General features: G+C 40.8%; 17 protein-coding genes and 1 pseudogene. 4 read left to right on the plus strand and 14 right to left on the minus strand.

Translation table 11 applies throughout. The features are described 5' to 3' along the window. Positions 1-89: 89 nt before the first annotated feature. Entirely contained in the window at positions 90-1,550 is a 1,461-nt protein-coding gene (gene sthA, locus ACKGJO_RS14280) for a Si-specific NAD(P)(+) transhydrogenase (RefSeq protein ID WP_411324137.1), read from the minus strand. A 232-nt stretch (positions 1,551-1,782) separates the two neighbouring features. On the opposite strand from sthA, the gene ACKGJO_RS14285 reads away from it, so the two are divergent. Then, a complete protein-coding gene (locus ACKGJO_RS14285) occupies positions 1,783-2,391 on the plus strand; it encodes a superoxide dismutase (RefSeq protein WP_411324138.1) in 609 nt (202 codons plus the stop codon). A gap of 148 nt (positions 2,392-2,539) precedes the next feature. Beyond that, positions 2,540-2,998 (plus strand): BrxA/BrxB family bacilliredoxin, encoded by a 459-nt coding sequence (locus ACKGJO_RS14290; protein WP_411324139.1) that lies wholly within the window; start codon positions 2,540-2,542, stop codon positions 2,996-2,998. A 140-nt stretch (positions 2,999-3,138) separates the two neighbouring features. On the opposite strand, the gene ACKGJO_RS14295 is transcribed toward ACKGJO_RS14290, so the two are convergent. The 7 genes from ACKGJO_RS14295 to ACKGJO_RS14325 form a co-directional block, all read right to left on the minus strand. Further along, on the minus strand, positions 3,139-4,845 hold the full coding sequence (locus ACKGJO_RS14295) for a mechanosensitive ion channel family protein (RefSeq protein ID WP_411324140.1): 1,707 nt from the start codon (positions 4,843-4,845) through the stop codon (positions 3,139-3,141). 173 nt (positions 4,846-5,018) lie between these two features. Then, entirely contained in the window at positions 5,019-5,828 is an 810-nt protein-coding gene (locus tag ACKGJO_RS14300; RefSeq protein WP_411324141.1) for a slipin family protein, read from the minus strand. After that, the gene (locus ACKGJO_RS14305; protein WP_411324142.1) at positions 5,815-7,149 is read right to left on the minus strand and encodes an NfeD family protein; all 1,335 of its coding nucleotides are present in this window, start codon (positions 7,147-7,149) and stop codon (positions 5,815-5,817) included. Before ACKGJO_RS14305 ends, ACKGJO_RS14300 begins: the two co-directional genes overlap by 14 nt. Positions 7,150-7,225: 76 nt before the next feature. Beyond that, positions 7,226-9,688, minus strand: coding sequence for an ABC transporter permease (locus ACKGJO_RS14310; protein WP_411324143.1), 2,463 nt, complete (start codon positions 9,686-9,688; stop codon positions 7,226-7,228). A gap of 127 nt (positions 9,689-9,815) precedes the next feature. Beyond that, the gene (locus tag ACKGJO_RS14315) at positions 9,816-10,829 is read right to left on the minus strand and encodes a serine hydrolase domain-containing protein (RefSeq protein ID WP_411324144.1); all 1,014 of its coding nucleotides are present in this window, start codon (positions 10,827-10,829) and stop codon (positions 9,816-9,818) included. A gap of 151 nt (positions 10,830-10,980) precedes the next feature. Further along, positions 10,981-11,400 (minus strand): hypothetical protein, encoded by a 420-nt coding sequence (locus ACKGJO_RS14320; RefSeq protein ID WP_411324145.1) that lies wholly within the window; start codon positions 11,398-11,400, stop codon positions 10,981-10,983. Between the two features lie 56 nt (positions 11,401-11,456). Beyond that, entirely contained in the window at positions 11,457-14,009 is a 2,553-nt protein-coding gene (locus ACKGJO_RS14325; protein WP_411324146.1) for a protein kinase domain-containing protein, read from the minus strand. 134 nt (positions 14,010-14,143) lie between these two features. On the opposite strand from ACKGJO_RS14325, the gene ACKGJO_RS14330 reads away from it, so the two are divergent. Beyond that, entirely contained in the window at positions 14,144-15,430 is a 1,287-nt protein-coding gene (locus tag ACKGJO_RS14330) for a GAF domain-containing SpoIIE family protein phosphatase (protein WP_411324147.1), read from the plus strand. Between the two features lie 282 nt (positions 15,431-15,712). Here the strand turns inward: ACKGJO_RS14330 and ACKGJO_RS14335 are convergent, their stop codons facing one another. After that, positions 15,713-18,463: a S9 family peptidase gene (locus tag ACKGJO_RS14335; RefSeq protein ID WP_411324148.1), complete on the minus strand. Its 2,751-nt coding sequence runs from the start codon at positions 18,461-18,463 to the stop codon at positions 15,713-15,715. 125 nt (positions 18,464-18,588) lie between these two features. Beyond that, entirely contained in the window at positions 18,589-19,278 is a 690-nt protein-coding gene (locus ACKGJO_RS14340; protein ID WP_411324149.1) for an ABC transporter ATP-binding protein, read from the minus strand. Positions 19,279-19,414: 136 nt separating this feature from the next. Here ACKGJO_RS14340 and ACKGJO_RS14345 point away from each other — a divergent pair, with 136 nt between their 5' ends. After that, entirely contained in the window at positions 19,415-19,771 is a 357-nt protein-coding gene (locus tag ACKGJO_RS14345; protein ID WP_411324150.1) for a four helix bundle protein, read from the plus strand. 72 nt (positions 19,772-19,843) lie between these two features. Here the strand turns inward: ACKGJO_RS14345 and ACKGJO_RS14350 are convergent, their stop codons facing one another. From ACKGJO_RS14350 to ACKGJO_RS14365, 4 genes and pseudogenes are all read right to left on the minus strand, one after another. Further along, complete coding sequence (locus ACKGJO_RS14350; RefSeq protein ID WP_411324151.1) at positions 19,844-21,094, minus strand: efflux RND transporter periplasmic adaptor subunit; 1,251 nt, start codon at positions 21,092-21,094, stop codon at positions 19,844-19,846. A 215-nt stretch (positions 21,095-21,309) separates the two neighbouring features. Continuing rightward, positions 21,310-24,582, minus strand: a complete 3,273-nt coding sequence (locus ACKGJO_RS14355; protein WP_411324152.1) for an amidohydrolase family protein — start codon at positions 24,580-24,582, stop codon at positions 21,310-21,312. A gap of 57 nt (positions 24,583-24,639) precedes the next feature. After that, complete coding sequence (locus ACKGJO_RS14360) at positions 24,640-25,407, minus strand: enoyl-CoA hydratase/isomerase family protein (RefSeq protein WP_411324153.1); 768 nt, start codon at positions 25,405-25,407, stop codon at positions 24,640-24,642. A 53-nt stretch (positions 25,408-25,460) separates the two neighbouring features. Then, positions 25,461-25,826 (minus strand): annotated as a pseudogene (locus tag ACKGJO_RS14365) (four helix bundle protein).

Raw genomic sequence — 25,826 nt, forward strand, 5'->3', positions numbered from 1 at the left:
AGGAATATCGATATAAGAAGTAGCCTGGTTCCAAGCTGGAAGCAGCCGTTTTACATTACTTCAATATTAAATATTCCTTGTTCAGTATTTTACTTATTGTTCTTTAGGATCTTCTTGTATTTGACGCCTGCTTTGTAGACTCTGTTGATCCCATTAAAGGCTGCAATACGATAAGCCTCACTGTAAGTTGGATAGTTCATAACATGGTTGATGAAGTAGCGGATATCTCCACCAAGTGACATCACTGCCTGTCCAAGGTGGATCAGGTCACTGGCTCTTTCACCAATGATATGGATACCAACCAATTTCAGAGATTCAGTCTCAAAAACCAGTTTTAATAAACCGTCCTGCTGATTACTGATATCACCCTGTGTAATATTTTTATAGTAAGCCCGACCAATAGTGACATCATAACCGCGTGATTTAGCTTCCTTTTCGGTCAATCCAATACTAGAAATTTCAGGAATGGAGTAGATTGCAAAAGGAATTTCGGGTGGAACGTCCAAAACCTGAATTCCAAACATATTACATGATGCCAGCCGGCCTTCAGAAAAAGAAGCTGAAGCAAGGGCGGGATAGCCGATCACATCTCCACCGGCATAAACGTTGTCAATACTCGTTTGGTAATCGTCGTTAACTAAAATATTACCCTCCTCATCGGTTTCAATGCCGGTATTTTCCAGCCCTAAACCCTCTGTATTTGGCACTTTTCCCCCGAGATAGAGAACATGTTCTGTTTCAATAACGCGGGTTCTGTTACCTTCGTTATCCTGTCGCAGGTTATATCTGACCTCTGTTGTATTACGGATGGTATTTGTATTGATCTCGATTTTTTCAGCATCGGAAAAGACTTCGATCTTCTGTTTTACCAATAGTTTATCAAGCTGATCTTTGATCTCATTATCAAGGAAAGGCAGAAATGAATCTGCTTCATTCAAAATGGAAACGCGACTTCCAAGATTAGAAAAGGTGGTAGCATATTCCAAAGCCTGAACACCGCTTCCGATGACTAATAATTTTCTGGGAATATGGGTTAGGTCCAAGATAGAAGTATAATCAAGCACCTTGTTGTGGTCCAGGTCAAATCCTTTGGGTTTGACCGGTTTACTACCCGGTGAAAGGAAGATAAATTCACCTTTATAGGTTTTTTTCTTGCCTTCCTTGTCAGTTACCTCAACGGTGTGATCATCCGTTAATTTTCCAAAGCCACGAACCGTATCGATCTCATTTTTTTTGAAATCATTTTCAACCTTAGTGTTCTTGCTTTGCTGTATCTCACTCTTGTACTTGAGCAATTCGGACATCTGATGATGCTGATAAGCCTTTTCGTCAGAAAGATGCTCAAACTGACTTTGAAAACGCTGTATGATCCGGGCTGTTTCGCGTAAGGCTTTACTTGGAATGGTTCCGGAGTTGATCCATGTGCCACCAAAAGAATCCTCATTAGCTTCAATAACTAAAACTTTCTTGTCGAATTTTGAGCTCTGCATGGCGCACGAAAAACCTGCCGGGCCGCTACCAATGATTATGACGTCGTAATTGTACTTCATAAGTAATGTGAGTGAGTAAAAGTAATGTGAATTTGAACTTAAAGATACTTTAAATCTAAATGGATTTCAGAGTTACATTTATGTTATAGTATAAGTAAATCTAAAATATAGAAGCTATTGATGGATGGGAGGAACGAATTTAATGACCGTTTTGCTTATGTTTAGGAACGATAAATAATAGGCGCACAAGATTTAAGCGTCAGTTAACGAATATTAAATTAAGGAGTAAACAATGGCTTATACATTACCAGATCTGCCGTACGACTACGATGCACTTGAACCACATATTGATGCCCGTACGATGAAGATCCATCATACCAAGCACCATCAAGGATACACAAACAAAGTGAATGCAGCCCTTGAAGGACATGAATTTGCCGATCTAGATATTGAAGAAGTACTACGCAGAATTGATGAAGTACCTTCTGATGTCAAACAGGCTGTAATTAATAGTGGTGGCGGATACGCTAATCATAATCTTTTTTGGACTATTCTGTCTCCAAGTGGAGGAGGAAAACCAGAAGGTGAGCTTGCTGAAGCTATTAACGAATCTTTTGGAAGTTTTGACAAGTTCAAAGAAGAATTTTCGTCTGCAGCCGGTGGCCGTTTCGGTTCCGGATGGGCATGGTTGTCAGTAGACGGCAGTGGAAACCTTGTAGTACATTCTACTGCAAACCAGGATAGCCCGTTGATGGAAGGTTATACACCAATTATGGGTATTGACGTTTGGGAACATGCATACTATTTGCACTACCAAAATCGTCGACCGGATTATGTAGCAGCTTTTTGGAATGTGGTCAATTGGGATCAGGTTGCAGAAAACTTTAAATCTGCTAAATAAATACGAGACCTATTAAGTCTGACCTGCATAGGGTTGGGTATTTAATATATTTCGAGGCTTTCCAGGAATGGAAAGCCTCATCTATTTTTGGCTTAAATATTTTGTATTTTTAACACGTTATAGCAATCAATAAAACAAAGAGATTATTATGCAATTTGGATTTGGAATGGGACCTGATACGTCTTGGATGAGAGAAGAGCTGACTCAGTTTGGTGTTGAGGAGCTAAAGACCACTGACGATGTTGATCGTGCGATGAAGGAATACGAAGGAACAATGCTTTTAGTCGTGAATTCGGTATGTGGTTGTGCGGCAGGAAATGCACGCCCCGGTTTGGGAATCGCTATTGAGAATACAGAGACCAAGCCCGATCATATGGTAACCGTGTTTGCCGGTCAGGATAAAGAAGCAACGGCACATGCCAGAGCTTATTTTAGTGAATATCCACCATCCTCACCATCTTTCGCTTATTTCGTAGATGGAGAGATCAAAGCACTAATACCGCGGCATCGTATTGAAGGGCGCACTAAGGAGCAAGTTGCTAATGATCTGGTTATGGTGTTTGATGCATTTTCAGGCAAGAAGGAAGATGAGAAAGCTGAAAAATAAAGCTTGAAGAGTCATAGTTGAGATTCATTTTAAAAGCCGGCTCACTAGAGTCGGCTTTTTGTTTTTGCTAAGGATACAAGATCTTTGGGAGCATGTATTTCAGAGATTTAAATGATTTTTTCTGTGGCCTTTCGTTTTGTTTATTTATTAGGTCCAAAATCTAATTCTTCGCCATCTCTGTATATTCGAATACCTGCCGGTTTCCCTTTTTTCCCATCAGGTCCAAATTCAGTTACAGCAGATACCAACTCCTCTTCAGTTCGTTCTTCGCCTACTTTGCGCGGCTGATCTTTGTAAAAACTATCCATATGTAAAGTCTGCGTTGGGAAGGCGAATTCAACACCCACTTCCTTAGCAAGTCGCAGTATTTCTAATAGGAAATTATGGCGCTGCTGTAATTCAGTGCTCCAATCAGGAACATCAAAAAAGACATAGACCAGCACATCAAGGGAGTGAGGCCCAAAGGAATTGAAATGCACTTCATACATATCCTGGCGAAAGTGCTTGTTGGCTTTTACAATGGCCTTGATACCTTCCACAAAAGCTTCCATTTGCTCAGGTGTGGTTGAATATGTAAGGTTGAGTACAGTTTTTAACCTCCGGTATTTCCTCAATCCAAGATTGTCGATATCTGTGTTGGCAACACTGGAGTTTGGGACACTCACCAACGAATTATAAAAAGTTCGAATACGGGTTGAACGAAAGCCAACCTCTTCTACCGTTCCTTCAACATCTCCGGTTTTGATCCAGTCACCGATCTTGAAGGGCCGGTCCATGAAGATAGTAATTGATCCGAAAAAATTAGCGAGTGTCTCCCGTGCAGCCAACGCTACTGCCAAACCACCAATACCTAATCCGGCAATCAGTGAAGCTACATTTATACCGTTATTTTGAAGAATGGCGATAACACCCATTACTAAGACAAAGAACCTAAGAGTTTTTCGGATGAGGGGAACAAGCTGATCGTCTAGCTCAGTCTCTGTTTTTGAAGTGACAACCGTTAGGTATTTCGAAAATACATCAGACAGATTATAAAAAAGCCAGACGACCGTAGCAGATAATGCGACCTCAAGAAAAACGGATAGTGCATGGCTGACTGTAACGGAGAACTGAAGATTCGAATAGGTAAGTAGAAAAAAGGCTGTTACAAAGATATAACCGGATGGTTTTTCAATGCCGTCAATGAGGTCGTCATCCCAGGTAAATTTGGTTTTGTGTGCCAGACGGCGAACGTAGTTGTCCAGAAAAAATTCAAATACCTTCATGAATATAAGACCAAGTAATATCCAAAAGAATACAGCGAGATACTGCCATACCTTGATCCCAAACCATTCGTTGCTGGACCATTCCGGTAGTTGGTCGATCAGGAAGGTAAACGCGCTTGAGAATGTATTCGCATATAATTCCGGTATAGCCTGAGTGGTTGCCTTAGAAAATACCCATTCATTTTGTGCTGTTTTGGTAAGGTAGATCTCAGGCAGGCTTTGAAACAAAATGTACTGTTGGAGTCCTGATAGGCTGTCAGTGTAGTTTGAATTACTGGGAATATCCTCATATTCAATGAGCAAACCCCGTGCATCCAAAACTTTAAGAAGTCTCTCAGCCAGTTCTAATTTTTTATCTTTATTACCACCGGCCAGCTTCATGGTGGTAACCACATATTCCGGTTTTTTGTGTCCGGCTTGTTGCCAGTGCAAAAAGGTGTGAACGGTGCGTTGTGGATTAGCCAGCAGATCTTGTTGGCGAGGTTCCGGAGTTGATTCGGGTACTTCTTGAAAACCGTATGCCGTTCCGGAGCAGATAATGAAGATTGATAAAAATAGAGTCAGTAATCTGATAGGCCTCATATTGAGATCTTTATTTGTTAGTTCGAGGATAGCCGAAATTAAGAAAACTATAGATGGCATGAAGGAGGAAACATGTACATAAAAAAGGCTCCGACGCAAAGCATCGGAGCCAGGGTATTTGTATCAGAGAAAAATTGGTGTTGGAACCAATGGATGCTCTGATCTATGATTTTCTATTTATCATCACTGTCTTTCTTTTTGATCTGATCTGATGGAACTACTTTTTTGAAAGCTTCCAGAAAATCCATTGGCAGTGGAAGGAAGGCAAAGGTGGCGTTCTCTTCACTTATCTCATTCATGGTTTGCAGGAAGCGCAATTGTAAAGCGGCCGGTGCGGTTTCGATCATCTTGGCAGCGTCAACCAGTCTTTCTGCGGCCTGGAACTCACCTTCGGCGTTGATGACTTTCGCTCGACGATCACGCTCGGTCTCAGCCTGACGTGCCATTGCTCTCTTCATGTTTTCAGGAAGAACAACATCCCTTACTTCCACAGATACTACTTTAATTCCCCATGGATCAGTTTGAGTATCAATATTTTGTTGGATCTGTTTATTGATCTTTTCACGGTTGGCAAGCAGTTCATCCAATTCAACCTGACCAATAATACTTCTCAATGTTGTTTGGGCCAGCATGGATGTGGCATGAATATACCTCTCAACTTGTATAACAGCTGCTTCGGCATCTACCACTCGAAAAAAAGTAATGGCATCTACGTTAACGGTTACGTTGTCTTTGGTGATCACTTCCTGACGATCAACGTTGATGGTGAGTACACGAAGGTCCACTCTCTCGATTTTATCAATAAAAGGGATCAGTATAATAAGTCCCGGTCCTTTTACGCTCTGAAATTTACCAAGACGGAAAACAACGGCTCGTTCATATTCTCGTAAGATCTTGAAAACTTGCGGGGCTAATAATACAAAGAAAACAACAAGGGTAATTACCCAGGTTATATATCCTGAAAATACTTCAGTCGGCTCCATGATGAGTCTCCTCTTTAGGGGTGTAAGGTTTTACGGTTACGGTAAGTCCTTCGAAACGGACTATCTCGCACCATTCGTTTGATTTAATCTCTTCTCCTTCAGTAACAGCATTCCAATATTCACCTGATACCATAACGCGACCCGAATTTTCGTCAACATCGTCAATGACCTTGGCTTTTTTCCCAATAAGTGACTCTAGGCCTGTTCGGTGTCCTGTAAATTGTGCCTTGATGCCCGAAGTTGCGATCCAACCAAAAAATATGACCATTAAAATGGTTGCAGGGACCAACCAGTACCAATCCAACTGCATTTCTTTGGGGAAATCCTGGAACAACATTAAAGCTCCAAGGAAAAATGAAACGGCTCCTCCTGTCATAAGAATTCCAAAGGTTGGGGTGAATGCTTCTGTTATAAATAAGACAATAGCCAATCCTATCAAAATAAATCCGGCTACATTTATCGGCATGGCAGCTGACCCATAGAGTAACAAGATCAATGCAATGACGCCAGCCATACCCGGAACAATAGCTCCGGGGTTGGTAACCTCACCGACTATACCGTATATCGCAACCATAGTCAGTATTAGCATAATTTCAGGACGCATGATGAAGCTGAAGAATTTCTCTGCAAAACTTTCATCAAGTGGCTCAATAGTGGCGTTTGAAGTATATAAAACTCTGCCTTCGACCTCCTTTCCATCAATTTGTTCAAGCAGGTCATTTAGATCAGCTGCGATCAAGTCAATGACATTTAATTCCAATGCTTCAGTTTCGGTGATCGCTTCTCCGTCACTCACGGCTGATTTAGCCCATTCCGCATTTCGATCCCGCTCTTTGGCGATATTCTCAATAAAACTTTCTGAGTAGTTAAAGATCTTTTTCTGCATCACTGTATCCTGTTGTCCTCCACCCATTGAAACGGGCGATGCTGCACCAATAGTTGTAGTCGGAGCCATGGCCGCAATATGTGCGGCAAGGGTGATGAAGGTTCCTGCACTTCCTGCGTTTCCACCGGAAGGGGTTACGTAAACAACAATGGGCATTTCTGAAGCAAGCATTTCCTGAACGATGTCTTGGGTAGAATTTAGAAGTCCGCCAGGGGTATCAAGCTCTATTATCAGAGCTTCAGCATTTTGCTCTATAGCTGTTTCCAGGCCGCGGGTAATATAATTGGTGGTAGTAGGCCCAATCGTGCCTTTAATCGTAATAACAGTAACGGTCTTATCGACTGTACTGTCTTGTTGCACAATATTTCCGGACGCCTGCGTGATGGGAAGAAATATTAGTGCTAATAAAAGCGATATATAATTTTTCGATCTCATACTAACCCAATGATTGCCCTAAATGAAAGGTTCCATAATGGTACGTAAACCACATGAATTTTTAAAGAACTTAAGACTATTCGTTCCGTACAGCCTGAACCGGGTTGATCATAGCAGCCCTTATAGAATGATAGCTTACGGTTGCCAGTGCAATAATCAATATGATCAGACCGGATGTAACAAAAATGATGGGAAGGTATGTAAAGAGGTCAAACCGGTAGGGAAAGTTCGCAAGCCATTTTTTTGCACCATAATATGATATTGGCCAGGCTATGAGATTGGAAAAGATCACCAATAACAGAAATTCTTTTGATAGCAGATTTACGATATTCATCACAGAGGCTCCGAGACTTTTTCTGATGCCTATCTCTTTTTGTTTTAGGTGAGCAGAATAGGAGGATAGCCCTAATAAACCAAGGCAGGCAATAATTATGCTAAGGACCGAAAATACAGTAGCTAATGAACTCATTTTCTGTTCTGACTCATAGATCTCGTTAAGACGATCATCCAAAAAACGGTATTCAAATGGATCAATAGGGTTGATCTGCTTCCAAACACGCTCCAGATGCTCAATGGCAGAAGAAGGATTGCCCGGTGAAAGTTCCACTGCCGTGTGTACCACATAACCTAGAATTGGTTGTGTTCCCTGAACCAACTTTATGACCAATGGTTGAATTTCTTTTTTAAGGGACGAGTAGTTAAAGTCTTCGGTCACTCCAACAACTGTAAAAGATTCACGGTCCCCAACAGGCGGATAAAAATAAAAAGTGGAACCGATAGCCTCTTCGGGAGTTTCTGCATCCAGTTTTGAAAGCATGGATTCGTTAATCAAAATACTTTGATCGAAATCACTTGTAAAATCACGGGAAAACGTACGGCCTGCCAAAAGGTTTAGGTCGAATGTATCAATAAAGTCATGGGTAACGTGAAGTGTCAGATTAGTGGCATCTTCTGATTCTCCGGTTCCGGCCGGCACATATCGATAAAATTCCTGTACTTCACTTCCGGGTATCTTTCCCAAGCCAGTAATGTTTTGAACTTGGGAGTGATTTAAACTTCGTTCCTTAAATGTATCGAATTCCCAGCTAATAAGATTTTGCTTGGTGGGAAGAAGGAGCACGTTATTCTTATCAAAGCCTAGGTCTTTTTTCTGTAAATAATTTAGTTGAAGAAAAATTACAGCTGTTCCGATCAACAGGATCACAGAAAGTGAAAACTGAAATGTGACAAGAACTTTTCGAAAAAGAACACCGGACGATTTAGTAAGTCCGCTACCTTTTAAAACCTGAACCGGATTAAACGATGAGAGAAAAAAAGCAGGATAGGAGCCGGAAAAAAATGCAACGAATATGGTGAGTCCCAGAAGAGCAGGAATAGTATAGTTATTTTGAAAAAGCTCAAAACGTAAAGCCTTTCCGGTCAAATCATTAAAGAATGGCAGCGCAAGATAAATCATGCCGACTCCCAGAATGATCGCAATAAGGGATATGAAGAAGGATTCTCCTAAGAATTGAGAAACAAGCTGTTTTTTATAACCACCCATTACTTTTCTGAGACCCACCTCGCGACCTCTTTCCAGCGATCGAGCCGTTGAAAGGTTCATGAAATTGATGCAGGCGATGATCAGAATAAAAATAGCGACTGCCAAAAGGATATTTGTGTATAGTGAAGAACTGTTAACTTCCATTTCTTGGTCACGGTTGGAGTGCAGATAGATGTCTGTGATGGGTTGCAGTTCAAGATATACGGTTTCATCAGCCGGCCATCCGGAATAAGCGTAATAGTATTTATCAGCAAGTGTCTGAAGTTGCTCTTCAAGAATATTTGGATCAGTATTTTTCCCAATGACCGCGTATGTCCAGATGGGGTTCCAAAGCCAGCTTGTGTTGTACTCAGGGCTGCTTGCATAAATATCATCAAGGCTTGTAAAGGAGGCTAGCAGATCGATCTTCATATGTGATTCCTCAGGCCAGTTTTGCATAATGCCTGTAATGGTCATGTCGCGAATGCCTTTATAGTTCAGTGTTTTACCGATGGGATTTTTATCTCCAAAATATTTTTCAGCAAGCTCTTTTGTTAGCACAAGTGAAAGAGGGTTCCGCAGTGCAGTGGTCGGGTCTCCCTGAAGCATTACTGCTGAAAAGACATCAAAAAATGTGGAATCAGTGAAATAAAAGTTTTCTTCGCGGAATGAGAATTGGTCTTCTCGGTTCACAAATGTATGGGACTCCTGTTGCATATCAAAAAACCGGACCGTATTTAAAATGGATTCAGGATATTCTTCCTTTAAGATCGGGGCAAGTCCAAACGGAGTTGTAGCCTGATCCTCATCTCGATCAGCGGATATTGTGGTTTGAACGACTCTGTAAATTTGTTCTGATCTTTCATGAAAAGAGTCATAGCTCCTTTCATTAATAACGTAAGTTACGATAAGAATGCAGGTTGCAAGACCAATAGCTAAACCTGTGATGTTGATAAGCGAATAGACCTTTTTTTTAAGGAGATTTCTTATCGCAATCTTGATGTAATTTTTCAGCATCAGTGAATCCTCTAACTACCAACGGAAGTATGTATTACCCTAATTGTACCTTATATATTGATAGAGTACTGAGCTGAACCTTTGTTACAAAATTGTTAAACTTTATTTAAATAATTACTGGGAGATATTAATTATTCTTGAGATAGGGGATTATATTTTTTTCGAGTAGATCAAAGATCGGTTCTTTATACGTTCTTCTTTGTGTAGCATTTTCCAGGAAAGAGGTGATAACTGTCACACTGTTTAACTCCGGAATGATGAAAATATATTGTCCTCCAAAACCCCAAGCAAAATAAACCTCATAACCGCCGACAGGTCGGTTCCACCACATGTATCCATAATCATAGGGATTAAAATTACTGTGGGTGTAAGTTTGAAATGAATCACGAACCCAACCCTGTGAAACAATTTGTTCATTATTCCAGGTACCGCGATTTAGCATAAGCTGACCGATCTTAAGGAGGTCACGGGGTTTGAGAGCTATATTATTTCCTCCCATATAATACCCTTGAGGGTCGCGATCCCAACCTCCAACCTGAATATCTAACGGTGTGAATAAATATTTTTCGGCAAACGCTTTGGTGCTCATATCAGTGGCTTTAGTAATGATCACTGAAAGTAAATGGGAGATCCCTGTGCTATACACCATCTTGCCTCCGGGCTCTTCTTCTAAGGGTTGATCAAATTGAAATTCAACCCAGTTGTCGCTTATTACCCAACGCCTGTAATTATAGAAACTGGTAGTCTCCAATCCTGATTGCATGGAAAGCAAGTTGCGGATCGTTATGGACTCCTTCCTGGAATTCGGATTAGATGCAAAGTATTCGGGGAAATAACCACCAAGAGTTTCATCAATTGAAATATCACTTTTGTCTACAGCTATACCAACCAATAGTGAAATGATACTCTTTGATGCCGATTTGATGTTGTAGGGATAGTCGGGGGATGCGGTTCGGAAATATTTTTCGCTCAGTAATTCTCCGTCTTTTTGAATCAGTATGCTTCTGAGTGATTCTATTGAATCAGCCTGCTTCATGGTGTTTTCAAGACTATCCTTATAACCATTTAAGGGTTGGGCAAAAAGGACAAAAGTATAAACTAAATTAAGACCAATGGTTATAAGAGATATCCGTAGAGTCATTGTGAGCAATTAAATCTAATAACAAACTGAATATTATTGAATTAACGTTCCATGCTAGTTGATAAGGATCATGAGAAGCCGTTCCAGTTAATAGTAAATTGAACGGCTTCAAATGAAAAGCTGACTGTTGTTAAAAAATTAAATAATGAAATTACCTGATGATCAAAATTGGAGGTGAGCTTCCTTCAGCAAAGGTGCCATCTTTTTTAACGAGAACAGAATACACATATCTGCCAAGTGGTGCATCATTTTTGACCTTTAGTTTAAGTTTTTTTCCGTCTTTTACTTCAATGTAGTATCCGGTTCCAACTGTACTTCCATCTTCTTTGGTAAAATAAACGCTGAGTTCCTGAGGAAACTGAAACACCATATCTGACCCTTCTGCAGCCCATTCGATATCATCATTTCTGTTAGCCTCAATTGGCATTGCTTTATTTTGTTCATTAACGACATACCACTTGGTATCAATTTTTTTAACGGAGTATGTGATTTTTTTTATTTGAGTCACTGATGCCATGCTTACTAAAGCAATAACAATTAGACCCACCCATATGTTTATTGTATTTTTCATTTGCTTCCATATTATTGGTTCATGTTAAACCTATTTGGATTATTACTTATGTAATCCTAATCGGTGGTTCTATATGTATTAATTACTTCCTGAAACCGACTATCGGCTACCAAGCTAGATAATTCAGGCTGAATTAATATGTTTTCAAGTGGATAATCTCTAAGAAGAGCCTGAGTCATCAATTCTATGGCTCTTTCTCTATTTCCAAGATTTTCATAGGCACTTCCTGCTCTGAATATTAGATCAGGTAACTCCGGGGCTAATTTCAATGATCTTTCCAGATATATGACAGCTTGCAATGAATCTCCTACATCAGAATAATATGAACCAAGAACTGAAATAAGGTTTATGTTATTGGGATTAATTTCAAGCTGTTTTTCTGCAACCTCGATGGCTTTTAAATAATTAGCTCTTTCGTCTTCTTTTGCCCCTAGTAATCCTTGTAGAGAAGCCAGATTACCCCAAATTTGATAATCGTTTGGATTTATCGCTAAAGCCAGAGAGTAATATTTTGCAGCTTCTTCATAATTCGATTCAATATAATTGACAGTGCCAAGATTAGATGCGGCTGAATAGGTTGGTTCCATTTCATATGACTCCGTGAAGTATTTTTTAGCCATTTCCCAATTAGCCATGTAGTAATAAATAACACCAATATTTGAGTATCCGTCGTGATTATCCGGAGTTAATTGAACTACTTCATACAATGGCTTCAATGCTTTTTCATACTCACCTTTTCTGAGGTAAAAATTACCAAGCCGTTTATAACTCAACCAGAAACCCGGTTTCAGGTCAATGGCTTTTTTATAGGTTTTCTCGGCCTCTTCATACATCCCCAAGTTATCATAGGCTTCAGCAAGGCCTCCATAGGCAACTTCATTCCCAGGTTCTTGCTCAAGAATGGAGGTGAAAACATCAATAGCTTTTTCATAGTCACCCGTACCCAGATCCAAGAGGCCAATAGTTTGTTTGACCGGTGTCAATTCACTGTTAATCTCCATGGCCTTATTTAGGAATATTCTTGCAGAGTCAACATATGTGACGACATTAAGTATCTCATATTTTCTCCAGTACGATTCACCAAGGGCAGCGTAGGCTAAGGCATAATCAGGATCTTCCTCTATGGCTTTATTAAAAAGCATGATAGCATTATTTAGATAGTCTTCTTGCAGATAACGGTGCAGGTACCCCTGTCCACTGATATAATAGGATGAAGCTTCAGGGTCATTTGTAATTCCTTGATTCAGAGTCCCCTTGATCTGATCATCCGCCTGGATATCCAGCATCTCAATAAGCTTCAGTACGGTTTCGGTTTGGAGATTCAGAATATTATCACCTGATATATCAATAACACTGGACTTCAATTGCCTCAGGTTTTTTGCATCGATCAGATTGATCGTCAATCTCTTAATCTCATCCAGATCCTGAAAACTACCCGTTACTGCAAGGTTGACTCCAAAAAATTTATAGGCTTCCTGGGCCGTAGAAACATTATTATTGATAACTTCACTTGATGGGATGACCCAAAGAACCTCTTTATAATTATCAATTTGTGAAAGCTTACTGGTCATGGTTTCAAGTACACCATCCAGCAGTACACGGTTTATATTATTATCATTAACATTTTTGAATGGAATGATGGCTAGTTTTCTGATTTTGCCATCAAAGGGGTTTGACATTTGATAAATTATAAAGCCTAATGGAATAATGATCAATAAGGCTAACACGGAAAATAGGGCAATCTTTTTTGAGGTTATTATATTAACTAAAGTCGGTGGGTTACCCGTTTTAGTAAAGGCAGCATGAGTGTATTCTTTGATATCAGAAATAATATCTTGAAAACTTTGATATCTGTTTTCGGGTTTCTTCTGAAGACATTTATCAATGATCAGTTCAATGTAGGATGGGATATCAGCTGCAACTCTGTGAGCAGCCTGTGGTTCTTCATCTAATATGGAATAGGTAATGGCTTGATCGTAAGCTCCATCAAAAGGAAGTTGCCCGGTAAATAACTGATAGAGTACGACTCCATAGGCCCATACTTCAGAACGAATGTCGGCATCTCTACCTAGGATCAATTCCGGAGCCATGTAGGGAGCAGTTCCAATTCGCACTCCTGTACTTGCCGGTTTAGAGACACTGGCAAGCTGTGCGAGACCAAAATCCAAGACCTTGACCTGACCTTCATTGGTAACCATGATATTACCGGCTTTTATATCCCTGTGGATGATGTCTTTATTGTGAGCTGCCCAGATACCTTCAGCAACTTTTAATGCGATCTCCTCTTTTTGTTTTATTGTGACTTCATCTTTAGTTAAAAAAGTATCAAGGTCTTCCCCATCAATATATTGCATGGCAATAAAACTGCCTTCCTCACAATCTTCGATTGCATAAACCTGAGCTATATTTGGGTGACTGAGGGAGGCTGCAATGCGTGCTTCATTTCTGAATTGTTTCACCTGAGAATCATCGGAAGTAACCCCGGAAGCAAGAAACTTTAAAGCAACCTTTCTGTTTAAGCGCGTGTCCTCAGCCAGATATACCTTACCCATCCCCCCTTCGCCAAGTTTCTGTAATACCTGATAATGTAGGATTTGCTTACCTATCATAGTTTTTAAAAAGAACCCATAACTTAAAAATATATATGATTAGATCGCTTAATACATTATAATGTACATTAAAAAGTGGTAATAGCCTGATTTATTTTACCCAATTTCGCTAACATTACTTTTTATGACCAGATATGGATGATTTTCAAAAACTTATTGAGGAAAATAAACAGCTAAAACTGGCAGTAAATGAGCTATCCATACTGAATAATATTGCCTCCTCCATCAGTTCTACACAGTCTGTTGAAACGATCATTGATACTATAGTCATAAAGTGCGTTAAGCATTTGAATGCGGAAGAGGGAACCGTAAGCTTGCTGGAAAAAGGGAGTGAGGATATAAAATTCCATACTATGATCCGCAGACAAGATTTAACCCAGCAAAGAGTTCCCATTCATCTGGACCATCAAATAACAGGATGGATGTTGCGAAAACAAGTGCCACTTTTAAGCAATGACCTGGGTGCTGATAACCGATTCACACTTCCGCCTGAAACAGGAGCATCGATTCAGAGTATGCTATGTGTACCACTTATTGCCAAGGGTGATCTGATAGGTTATCTGGCAGTTTTTAATAAAAAAAATGAAGCTTTATTTGAAGAAAAAGACCGCCGTCTGTTAGTTATAATTGCATCTCAGTCTGCTCAGATCATTGAGAACTCTCGTCTTTATGAAGAGGAAAAAGAGTATCTGATGCTGAAAGAAGAAATGAAGGTTGCCACGCAGATCCAGAATAATTTACTTCCGGATAAGAATCCTGATATACCGGTTTATGAAATTGTTGGATTCAATGTTCCCGCTAAGGAAGTTGGTGGTGATTACTATGATTTTATTGAAATTGATGAAAACAATGTGGGTTTCTGTATTGGTGATATTACAGGGAAAGGGATGCCTGCTGCATTATTAATGGCGGGGCTTCAGGCCTCTTTAAGAAGTCAGGTGCTGATACATAAGGAGACAAACAAATGTGTGGAAAACATTAATAAGCTTCTTTACCGAAACACCGAGGCAACTAAGTTTGCTACCTTGTTCTATGGGGTGCTTGATAGGAAAGATCATAAAATTCATTACTGTAATGCAGGTCATGACCAGCCCCTTGTTTTTAGAACAAATAAATTACACTCAAAACTGGAAGTCACAGGCATGCTTTTGGGAGTAGTTGACGAGGCTACCTATGAATGTAAGTCTATATCCCTCGAGCCTGATGATATCGTTATCATTTTCACGGATGGTATTACTGAGGCAATGAATAAGGATCTAGTGGAGTTTGGTCTTGACCGCACTGTAGCCGTAATTGAAAATTGTGCTGAAGAATCTGCTTCGTTTATTCTACAGCAGATCTATGAACAAGTAATTTCCCATTCGGATAGTTACCAACAAAGCGATGATATTACGATCATGGTGATAAAGAGGGTACAGTAGAAGGTAGCTACACTAAATAATTACTGAGAATGCATGCATGAATATTACAGATCTTTCGTATGGGTGTCTTTAAACAGAGAGTATGTATGCTAGCCCGTAGGTTTACATAATATTTGAAGCCCACAAATTGATGTCAAATGTGCAGGTACATGAAAAAGACACAAAACAAAAACAAAGAAAATATCAGCAATCGATACTTTGATTCAATACTATCTGATAAAGAAGTGTTTTGAAATAAATACACTTCTTTGATCAATGAAATCCTCTCATTATGGGGTATTCTTATTCGGCTTTATTATATCTCTTTTCGATATACGGAATGCCGTCTGTTATCCACTCAGCTGCAGGCATATCTTTCACATAGTGGTCAAACCATTCTTTCATTCTGAGCTGAAAGTCAATTTGGTTAGCTTCTATACCTAAATGGTGTCCTTCACCCGGATAGGATAGTAGTACAACCTCTTTGTTGAGACGGCGGGCAGCATTGTAAAACTCCAGACCTTGCATCCAGTCTACAGCGCCATCGTCGGTTCCGTGCAGGATCATAAATGGTGTTTCAATATCAGGAGCATGAAACATGGGGTTTTCTCTTTGATAGGCTTCGAGATTAGACCATGGGGTTACATTGCGTCCCATTCGCACTTGTCCAATTTCCATGATACCATGGTGATTGGTACCGGTACTTCCATAAATATTATTATAGAAACTTGTGAGGTTGGTAGGAGGTGCTCCGGTTACAACGGTTGCAAACATATCGGTTTGTGTAAGAATAAATGAAGACTGGTAACCACCCCAGCTATGACCTTGTAATCCCAGTTGATCTGGATCAGCGTAACCCAGGTCGATCACCTTTTGAGTGGCGGAAGTAATGCAATCAAGAGAGCTTGTTCCTGGTCTTCCAAACTCAAAATCGATATCAGGCATAAAAACCAGATATCCATTGCTGGCATAGGTTGACATATGCGGACGGTCATCATAAACAGGCATGGAATACTGATGATGGCGGTCAGACATTTTTTCGTAGAAATACACGATCATCGGATATTTCTTACCCGGTTCATAATTAGCTGGTAGTGTAAGGGTACCCTGCAATTTTATACCGCGGCTGTTTTCGTAGTCAACCAACACTCTTTCGCCCCAGGCATATTCTTCTTGTTGTGGGTTGGCATCCGTAATTTTTTCAAGGTCATTAAATTCCGAATTCGTTTGATAGTAATCAGGGAATTCCACAAAAGTCTGGCGGGTTAGTATGATGCGATTTGCATCACGGGCTTTTTCCACGTTTCCAAAACTGGCATCCTCATAGATGAGTGGCTTGGGCGAATCGCCAATATTCAGTTTATAAAAACCATCTTTCTTGGACCATTCGCCAAAGGCAGAAAGCAATAATTTATTAGATGTATTGATGTATTCTTCGTCCTCATCCAGTGTTTCGTACCTGAAAATTATTTTCTCCTGTTCACCTAAACCCTTAGTAATATTTTGAGCTTGTGAACCATCAAGCGCCAGCATCCATAGATCGTATTTGTGATTCAGGATCACAGACTCACCGTCTTTGGTCCACCCGGCTATGCCAAAGGTTGGGCTCTCGTGCGGGTAAATGTGATCGGTATTCGTAAACAGTACAGGTGCGGCTTCAGATAAATTGGTATTTGTGTTTTGTTCCACATCATACACATACAACATGGTGTCCTGCTCTGCTATTTTCTGATACAAATAATACCGTCCGTCAGGAGAATATCCATTTGTTCGTTTTATGTTCTTAGCAAATAGCGTCCACTCACCGTTTTGAAGGTTAACCCTGTATAGATCTGCCGGTGATACTCCCCAGTTTATATCATCCATATATGGTTTTTCATCGCGACCGATCATATATCGGTTATGGTCTGAGAAATTTAAAGCACGCATCTCTTCATTTGTCAGCCGAGCAAAAGTAGAGTTTTTGGGGTTAAAGGAAGCCACATAAGTATATTGCAGGTCTCTTGTTGCCTGGCGTTCCTGAACGGTTTGGATGCGATCATCCTTCCAATGGAAAACATCGACATTGGCTACGGTGTCTTTGTCCATTTTTATTTCAGGCTCTTGCTCACGAAATCCCAGGAAAATCAGTTCACCATTGGTACTCCATGAAAGATCCCTGTTTGCACTTATCACCATATTGTCAGGAAAACTGGATTGTGAGTCGGGATTTAATAGTGATCTATTTAAATTGGTATCTAAGTTGCGGTATACTAATAATTCGGTCTTTGGATGAGAAAGGCTGTCTATGGCGGTCTCTTTCAATACGGCAAGCCCGGTTCCTTTGTCATTCCATTTGGTTCGATGAGTATTTTCATCATCCCAACTTAAATTTGTGTAAGAAAGGGTATCGGTATCAAGAGAGGTTAGGGCATTGGTATTTAGGTTTTTGAGATATATTCCGTTCCCTTCTTTTTCACTGGCGTCAACCAAATAAGCAAGCATTGTACTTTTCTTATTGAATGCAAATTCTGAGACGTTTCCAATATTCGTTACGGTACCATCCTGAAGGTTGCGTACTATCAGATCACGGCCTTCATGCTTGCTTTTATCTGATTCCGGCATTTCGCGGTGTACGGCCCAATAACTTCCATCCTCAGAAAACTCCATTTTTGCTGAGCGTTCAACCGAATATTTTTCTCCAGTTTCAAGATTTAGCAATTCAGCCTGACTATAGATTTCATCACCGCTCTCGTTCATTTTTTTTCTTGTTTCTTCATCAACTGCGACGGTGTAAGCAGCCCACTTACTGTCATCTGAGAAACTGACATTTTGAGCGAGAGGAATAATGTGTTCAGAACTACTTCTTAATGAAATGACATGAAGGGTGTCATCACCTCCATTGGGGCGAAGACCATAAGCCATCCAATCCCCGTTATTTGAAATCTCGGCACCAACGATTCGAGACCAGCGGTCATAATCGTCAACGGTTAGTGCTTTATCCTGTGCTAATACTGTGCTGTTGAGGATAAGCATGACAACCAGCAGGAGTGTAGTAGAAGCAGCTTTTTTCATAACAGGTAGAGATTAAATGAATATTTTGACTAACTATCATTTAACCCCAAAGACCACACTTAATCAAGTGCTTGCTTGTTAAAACTTGTCAGTTAGTTATTATCTGATCATTTAGTTCTCAGAACCTATACATGAAAGCCTTCTTTCATATCTTCAGTCACAACTTTTCCGTCAAACAGATTAATGAGCCGTTCAGCATATTTAGCGTCGTAAGGGGAGTGGGTTACCATTACTATGGTAGTACCTGAGTCGTTCAATTCCGACAGCAGCTTCATCACTTCATCACCACGATCGGAATCAAGATTACCGGTGGGTTCGTCAGCAAGGATGAGTTTGGCGTTGGCTACAACAGCTCTGGCAATAGCTACCCGCTGTTGCTGACCACCGGAAAGTTGCTGCGGGAAATGATTTTGGCGGTGCATCATACCCATTCTTTCCAATGCTTTTTCTACTTTTTCTTTTCGTTCTGCAGAATCAATTCCAAGGTAGAGCAATGGAAGTTCCACATTTTCAAATACGGTAAGCTCGTCTATCAAATTAAAACTTTGAAAGATGAACCCAATATTACCTTTGCGTAGCTGAGCACGCTGTTTTTCTGAATAACTTGAGATCTCTTGTCCATTGAAGTGGTATTGCCCAGACGTTGGATTATCTAAAAGTCCCATGATGTTGAGCAGGGTTGATTTTCCACAACCTGATGGTCCCATGATAGCCACAAATTCCCCTTCCCTGATTGAAATATTTACATCATTCAAAGCTGTGGTTTCAACTTCTTCAGTGGTATAAATTTTTTTAAGGTTATTCGTTTCGATCATGATGTTTGGCGTTTAGTTCTAAGTCTTTAAAAAAATTTGTAAGGAAACAGGTTATAAATGCTCTAACTGTAAAGCTGTCAGCTTTCAGGTTTCAGCGGTCAGCAATTTTAAATTCAATAATAATTGTAGGGTATACATGAGAGATTTTAGAAAACTTTCGGTTTGGCAAAAAAGCCATCGGTTAACATTGGATATCTATAAATCAACTACTTTTTATCCAAAAGAGGAAATGTATGGGTTGACCAATCAGATGCGAAGATCTGCTTCTTCAGTTCCTTCAAATATAGCTGAAGGATGTGGTAGAAACACACAATCGCAACTGGCACATTTCTTGAATATTGGAATGGGATCTGCCTCAGAATTAGAATACCAATTGATCTTATCCAAGGATTTAGGATTTATAAATGACCAAATTTTCAAAGAACAAACAAGTCAAGTAACTGAAGTAAAGCGGATGTTGACTTCACTTCACCAAAAAATCAGTAGTGATTGAGAAATCAGCAGTTAGCTCTCAATTTTCAGTATGCTTAGGTGGCACTGAATGCTGAAGTCTGATAGCTGACAGCTATTCCAGAACTAAAACCTCATTGTCACCAAAAGCATCGTAACTTGATGTAATGACTTTTTCTCCGGGACTCAGTCCAGATTGTACTTCAAAATGGTCAGGATTTTGTCTACCCAGGCGAATGGACCGCTTATATGCCTTATTTTCTGTTTCATCGACTATAAAAACCCAGTTACCACCGGTATTCTGATAAAATCCTCCACGAGGTATCTGAATGGCCTGTATGGAATCTCCCAGCTCAAGCCTGATCCTTACAGTTTGACCACGGCGTAGATTTCCGGGAGCTTGACTTATGAATTCCATATCTACTTCGAATTGACCATTATTAATAACCGGGTAAATCTTGGTGATCTCAAGTTCATGAGTCTGTTCATTGAAAGTAAACGAACCCTTCAATCCGGTAGCAATTCCTGCCAAGTAATACTCATCGATCGCAAGTCTGATCTTGTAACCGTCTAGTATATCAATCTGCCCCAACCGTTCCCCGGATGAGATAGATTGCCCCTGATTCAACTCGTTGGTGCTTAATTGTCCGGATATGGGAGCGGTTACCGTTAGGTTGTCTAAAATTTGCTGAACGGCTTCAAGATTTTGGTACATACGTTCTTCAGAATCGTCAAGTTGCCGGAGCTGACTGATCGATTGAATGGAGTCCTTACGAAATGATTCATAGGTCAGCTCGTGACGTCGTTTCTGAAATTGGTAATTTTCCCTGGTGTTATGATATTCCTCTTCAGAGATAAGCTCTTTTTCGAAAAGCTGCTGCTGCCGTTCATATCTGGCTCTAAGAATTTCCATCTGTGCTTTTGCATTGGCCAGTTGCTCCTGAAGATTGAGTGTATTCTGTTCCAGGTTGAGCCTTGAATTTCTGACGTTATTGATCTGATCGTATAGGCCTGAGGTTTGTTGCATGACCTGAAGCTGAAGCCCTGAATTAGTTAGGGTCAAAATTGTGTCGCCGGCTTCAACCATAGCGCCTGATTCCAACATGACTTTCTGAACCACCCCGCCTTCGATGGCATCAAGATATGAAGTTTGTATGGGTTGAACCGTTCCGTTCACCTGAAGATATTCCTGAAAGACATCCTCATTGACTTCCGAAATAGTGACCTTATTTTGTTCAATAGCCATGGTTGAACGGGTATCCATGAACCAGATCACATAAATACCAAAAGTTACGACAGCCAAAACAGCAATAATTGTGAATATGCGCTTTGGTGTCCATGTTTTTTTTTCTATCTGTCGATCCATTCCCATATGCTGGTAAGCCTGCCGGTGTTTTTTTAAAAGCTGATACGTATTACCCGATTATGCCAACTAATTGGCAAGAGTATCAAACAAAGGGTTTGTTACAATTTTAGTTAATAAAGTTTTAAAAATGTGAATTTAACATCCTCTTTTTAAATAAAAAAAAGCTCCGACAGGGGTGCCGGAGCTTTTTGAACTAGTTTATTTAATTAATTTTCCTAGTGAGTAGTGAAACAAGTACACTGTATTCCGGCCGGTGCTATAGTGATGGCATGCCAGTCAAATCGCTTGTCATAACCGTCACGTTCCCACCAAAAGGGGAGTCTTTCCTGTTCCTGATTACCGACTTCATTCATAGTAGCTGCATCGAACAGGCGTCCATTTACCATAGTGTGTGTCACGGAATCGGTATTTCGAATATTTTCCAAAGGATTCTTATCCAGCACTACCAGGTCAGCGAGTTTTCCTGTCTCTAGAGAACCGATCTCGTGATCCATGCCAAGATAGTGTGCACCGTTGATCGTAGCCACTCGTAAAGCTTCATGGTTACTCATGCCTCCCTGCTCAAACATCCAGAGCTCCCAATGGGCACCAAGTCCCTGCAACTGACCGTGAGCACCAAGATTAACTTTAACACCCGCATCTGCGAGTTTTTTATCAGACTCGGCAGTGAGAATGTGTCCATTTTCATATTCTTCTTCCGGGATCATTGTACGATGGCGTGATCGCGGATCAATAACGCTGCGTGGGGTAAAAGTCAGTAGGCGTTCATTTTCCCAAACGTTATAGTTTTGATACCAATAGTACTCGCCGCTCATACTCCCAAAGTTCACCACGTGAGTAGGAGTATAACCGGTTTCACTGGCAGACCAAAGATTGATCACATCATTATAAAGCGGTGCAACCGGCACGTTGTGTTCAATACCTGTGTGTCCGTCAAGGATCATACTCATGTTATGGGTAAAGGTTGAGCCGCCTTCAGGCATTACCATCATTTCAAGTTCCCTGGCCGCCTTGATGATCTGCTGTCGCTGTTCACGTCTGGGTTGATTATAACTTTTAACTGAGAAGGCACCCCATGCTTTTGTGCGTTCAAGTGCAAACAGGGCATCTTCATAACTATTGATCTCAGTTTTTATGGAACCGTCTGCTCCATAGAGAATAACTCCGGTAGAAAATAAACGTGGACCAACCATATTGCCGGCTTTGATCGCTTCGGAGTTGGAAAAGATCATTTCGGAGTTGGATGATGGATCGTGAACTGTAGTCACGCCATATGCAAGGTTAGCGTAATATTCCCACTGTTGTTGAGGACTAATTCCTAACCTGAAATTTCCAATATGGGCATGCACATCCACAATACCGGGTATGATTGTTTTTCCGGACGTATCGATCACTTTAGCACCAGTCGGTACCGTAATATCCGTACCGATCGCAGAAATTCTGTTTCCATCAACTACAATGGTTCCATTTTCAATCACCTCATCTCCATTCATGGTAATGATGCGAGCATTTGTGAAAGCCACCTGCCCTTCGGGGACGAAGGTATCAAGTTCCAGATCAAGCGTAATGCCTTGGGTAGGCGGTTCAGGTAATGAATCAGGAGCTCCTTCAACGAACTCGAATGTGTTTTTTAAGTCAACGGTGAAGTACTCACTTCCAAGAGTCCAGTGGATCTTATCACTTTCGGCAGACCAGTGCATATGATATCCGGCCTCAGACGAGATCTGCTTCACGGGTATTGCCTTTGTATTCGGGTTGATCTCTATTGTTTTACCTGTTTTAGGGATAGGAGCGAGATATACTTTGTGGAGATTTGAGAAAGCCATCCATTTACCGTCAGGACTCGGAGCAAATTCGTGTCCATAGCTCGAGGTAAACATCGTCTTTTCATCATTTCCGGAGAGGTCCACACTTTTGTAGGCTTTGTTGATGGATCCGAAAATATATCCTCCGGTCTGATACCAGATACGCTGACCATCAGGACTGAATTTTGGTTTGGCACCTTCATCCGTGATCATGGTCTCAGAACCACCGCTGGCCGGAATGGTATAAATACCAGGATTCAAAGTGTGTGTAAAACCGAGCTGACCATTTCCGCTTTCTTTACGGAAAACAATAGTGTCTCCATCCGGACTGATTTCCGGCTCTCTGTATATTCCTTTTTTTGTGGTGAGCTTGGTCGGAGTACCGGGTTCTGGAGTAGGATTAAGATCTACGGTTTTGATGGCCCCCATATCTTCATCACTCCATGAAACATACACAACAGAATTTCCATCAGCTGAAAATACCGGATCAAATTCGAAATCAGTCGAATTGGTGATGCGTTTAGGTGTACCATCGGGCAGCATCTTGCTCCAGAGTTTACCGGCTGCGCTCCACACAAAGGTATTGCCATCAGGTGAAGTTCTAAGCTGTCGCACAGCTTTAACCCTAAACTTATCCGGAGCTACATCCTGCTGAAAACGTACAGCTTCAACAATGTTGTGAGATGATTCTGCTTCAAATGGAATAACTTCAGATTCACCGGTTTCTGTGTCGATTTTATTAATCTTTCCATTTGCCCAAATGACAATATGCTGGTTGTCAGGCATCCAATTGAAGTTTGCGTTTGGGCCAAAAATAGCCCAGGCTTCCTGCATGTCTTTACTTAGATTTTCATATACAGGATATTCTCTTCCGGTATTAAGATCTCTCAAAAACAGAACTGACTTTGTTCTTACCCTGCGTACAAAGGCTAGTGTTTCTCCATCCGGAGAGATCTGTGGTCTGATCGCTCCTCCATTTCCACCTGTTACTGTTTCAATTTCACCATCTTCACGATCGTATCTTCGGATGACGTAGATCTGACTGTTTGGGTCTTTGTTATACTGAAAATATCCGCCGGGATATACGGCCTGACTGTAGTACACATATTGACCATCAGGAGAGACCCATGGTTCACCGGTATCCTGCTGCTCGTTAGCTTTTTCAACTAACTGAACTCCTGAACCGCCTGATCTGTGATACATCCAGATCTCTCCGGCACCAAGTGAACGGGTAGAGGAGAAGTGCTTTTTTGCAATGATGTATTCTCCATCCGGAGTCCAAACTGGGTTATTCAACAATCTGAAATTTTCGTTGGTGACCTGCCTGGCATTGTTCCCGTCAGCATCCATAACCCAGATGTTATCTGCACCTCCGGCATCACTGGTAAAAAGTATCTGAGAACCATCAGGGCTGAACCTTGGCTGGATCTCATAAGCATGCCCACCTCGAATCAACGATGCCTTACCTCCGTTAATTGGCAGTAGGTAAATATCACCTAGCAGGTCAAAAACGATCTGAGATCCGTCCGGACTAACGTCCAGGTTCATCCAGGTTCCTTCATCCGTAGTGAAGGTAGTGTCAATCGTAGCACCCAGGTCAGGATTGCTGACATCCCATTCTTCCTGTGCAAGAAGAGGTGAGCAGGATAATAAAAGAGTGATCAGGATAGCGTAATATTTCATAACGTCGTATTAAATTGAATTTGTAAGAGTATAGTAAAATCTACTAACAGCTAGCGACTATGATTTAGATTTAAACTTATTGATGAAATTTTTTGTGAAGTCAGAAAGAACCAGCCGGCCACTGATCTCAGCTCTTTGCTCCAATAAAAGATCCCAGTCTTCAGTCCCTTTCCAAAGAACAGCTTTGAGATCCCGCATAGCTTCAGGGCTGCTTTGGGCAAGTTGAGTTGCTAATTCTCGCACCGCTTGATTTAGATCGGAGACTGAGTCGAACACTTTGTTGAAGAGTCCTTTCTGCTCAGCAAATTTAGAGTCGTACCAGTTGGTAGCATCCACGGCCATTGTGGAAAAAGCACTGGTTCCAACTTTACGCTCAACGGCAGGACCAACCACAAATGGGCCAATGCCCAAAGCTAACTCACTCAGCTTGACGGAAGCATTTTCGTGTGCGAATGTATAGTCACCGGCTGAGGCAATTCCCACGCCACCGCCTACCGTTTTTCCATGTACTCGAACAATGATGAGTTTTGGGCAGGTTCGCATGGCGTTCAATACAAGGGCAAATCCCATAAAGAAATTTTTGCCAGTATCGTAGTCCTCAATAGCGATCAGTTCATCGAAAGATGCACCGGCACAAAAGGCTCCTTCGCCCCGACTTTTGATCACTATGACGTGAATTTCATTATTTTCTCCGGCCTCAGTGATCGTATTTGCCAGTTTTCTAAGAATGGCACCCGGCAGGGAATTTCCTTTGGGGTGATAGAACTCAATGGTTCCAATGTTATGCTCGATGCTAAGATTTACCGCTCCGTTTTGTTCACTCATTATTTAATTCAAAATTATTTAACATTATACTTTTATGTTGAAGGATCCTGAACTCAGGACTCTGAATTCAGAATGGCTTTATAATAGCCATCAAGTAGTCGGCTAACTTCTTTTAATAAATTATTCAAATGGTCTGTATCACCTTAATTCAAATCTTTGGCAAGAATAATGTAGTATTTGCTTTCTTCCAATGAACCATGTGAAATATTTAAATATCTCATTGTGTCTTTTGGACCACGTTTTTTAAATCCTTCAACAATGTTAGCTGGAATGGAAACCGCCGCTCGTCTGAATTGAGAACTTAAACCATATAGTTCATACTTAGGAAAATTTTGCGTGAATTTATAAGTATCTAACACAAATTGATGTGCTTTTTGCTATACAATCAAATCACGAAAAGTCTTTGCCGGTTTTCTCAT

Origin of the sequence: Gracilimonas qinghaiensis, from assembly GCF_046602855.1 — a bacterium.
Lineage (GTDB): Bacteria > Bacteroidota > Rhodothermia > Balneolales > Balneolaceae > Gracilimonas.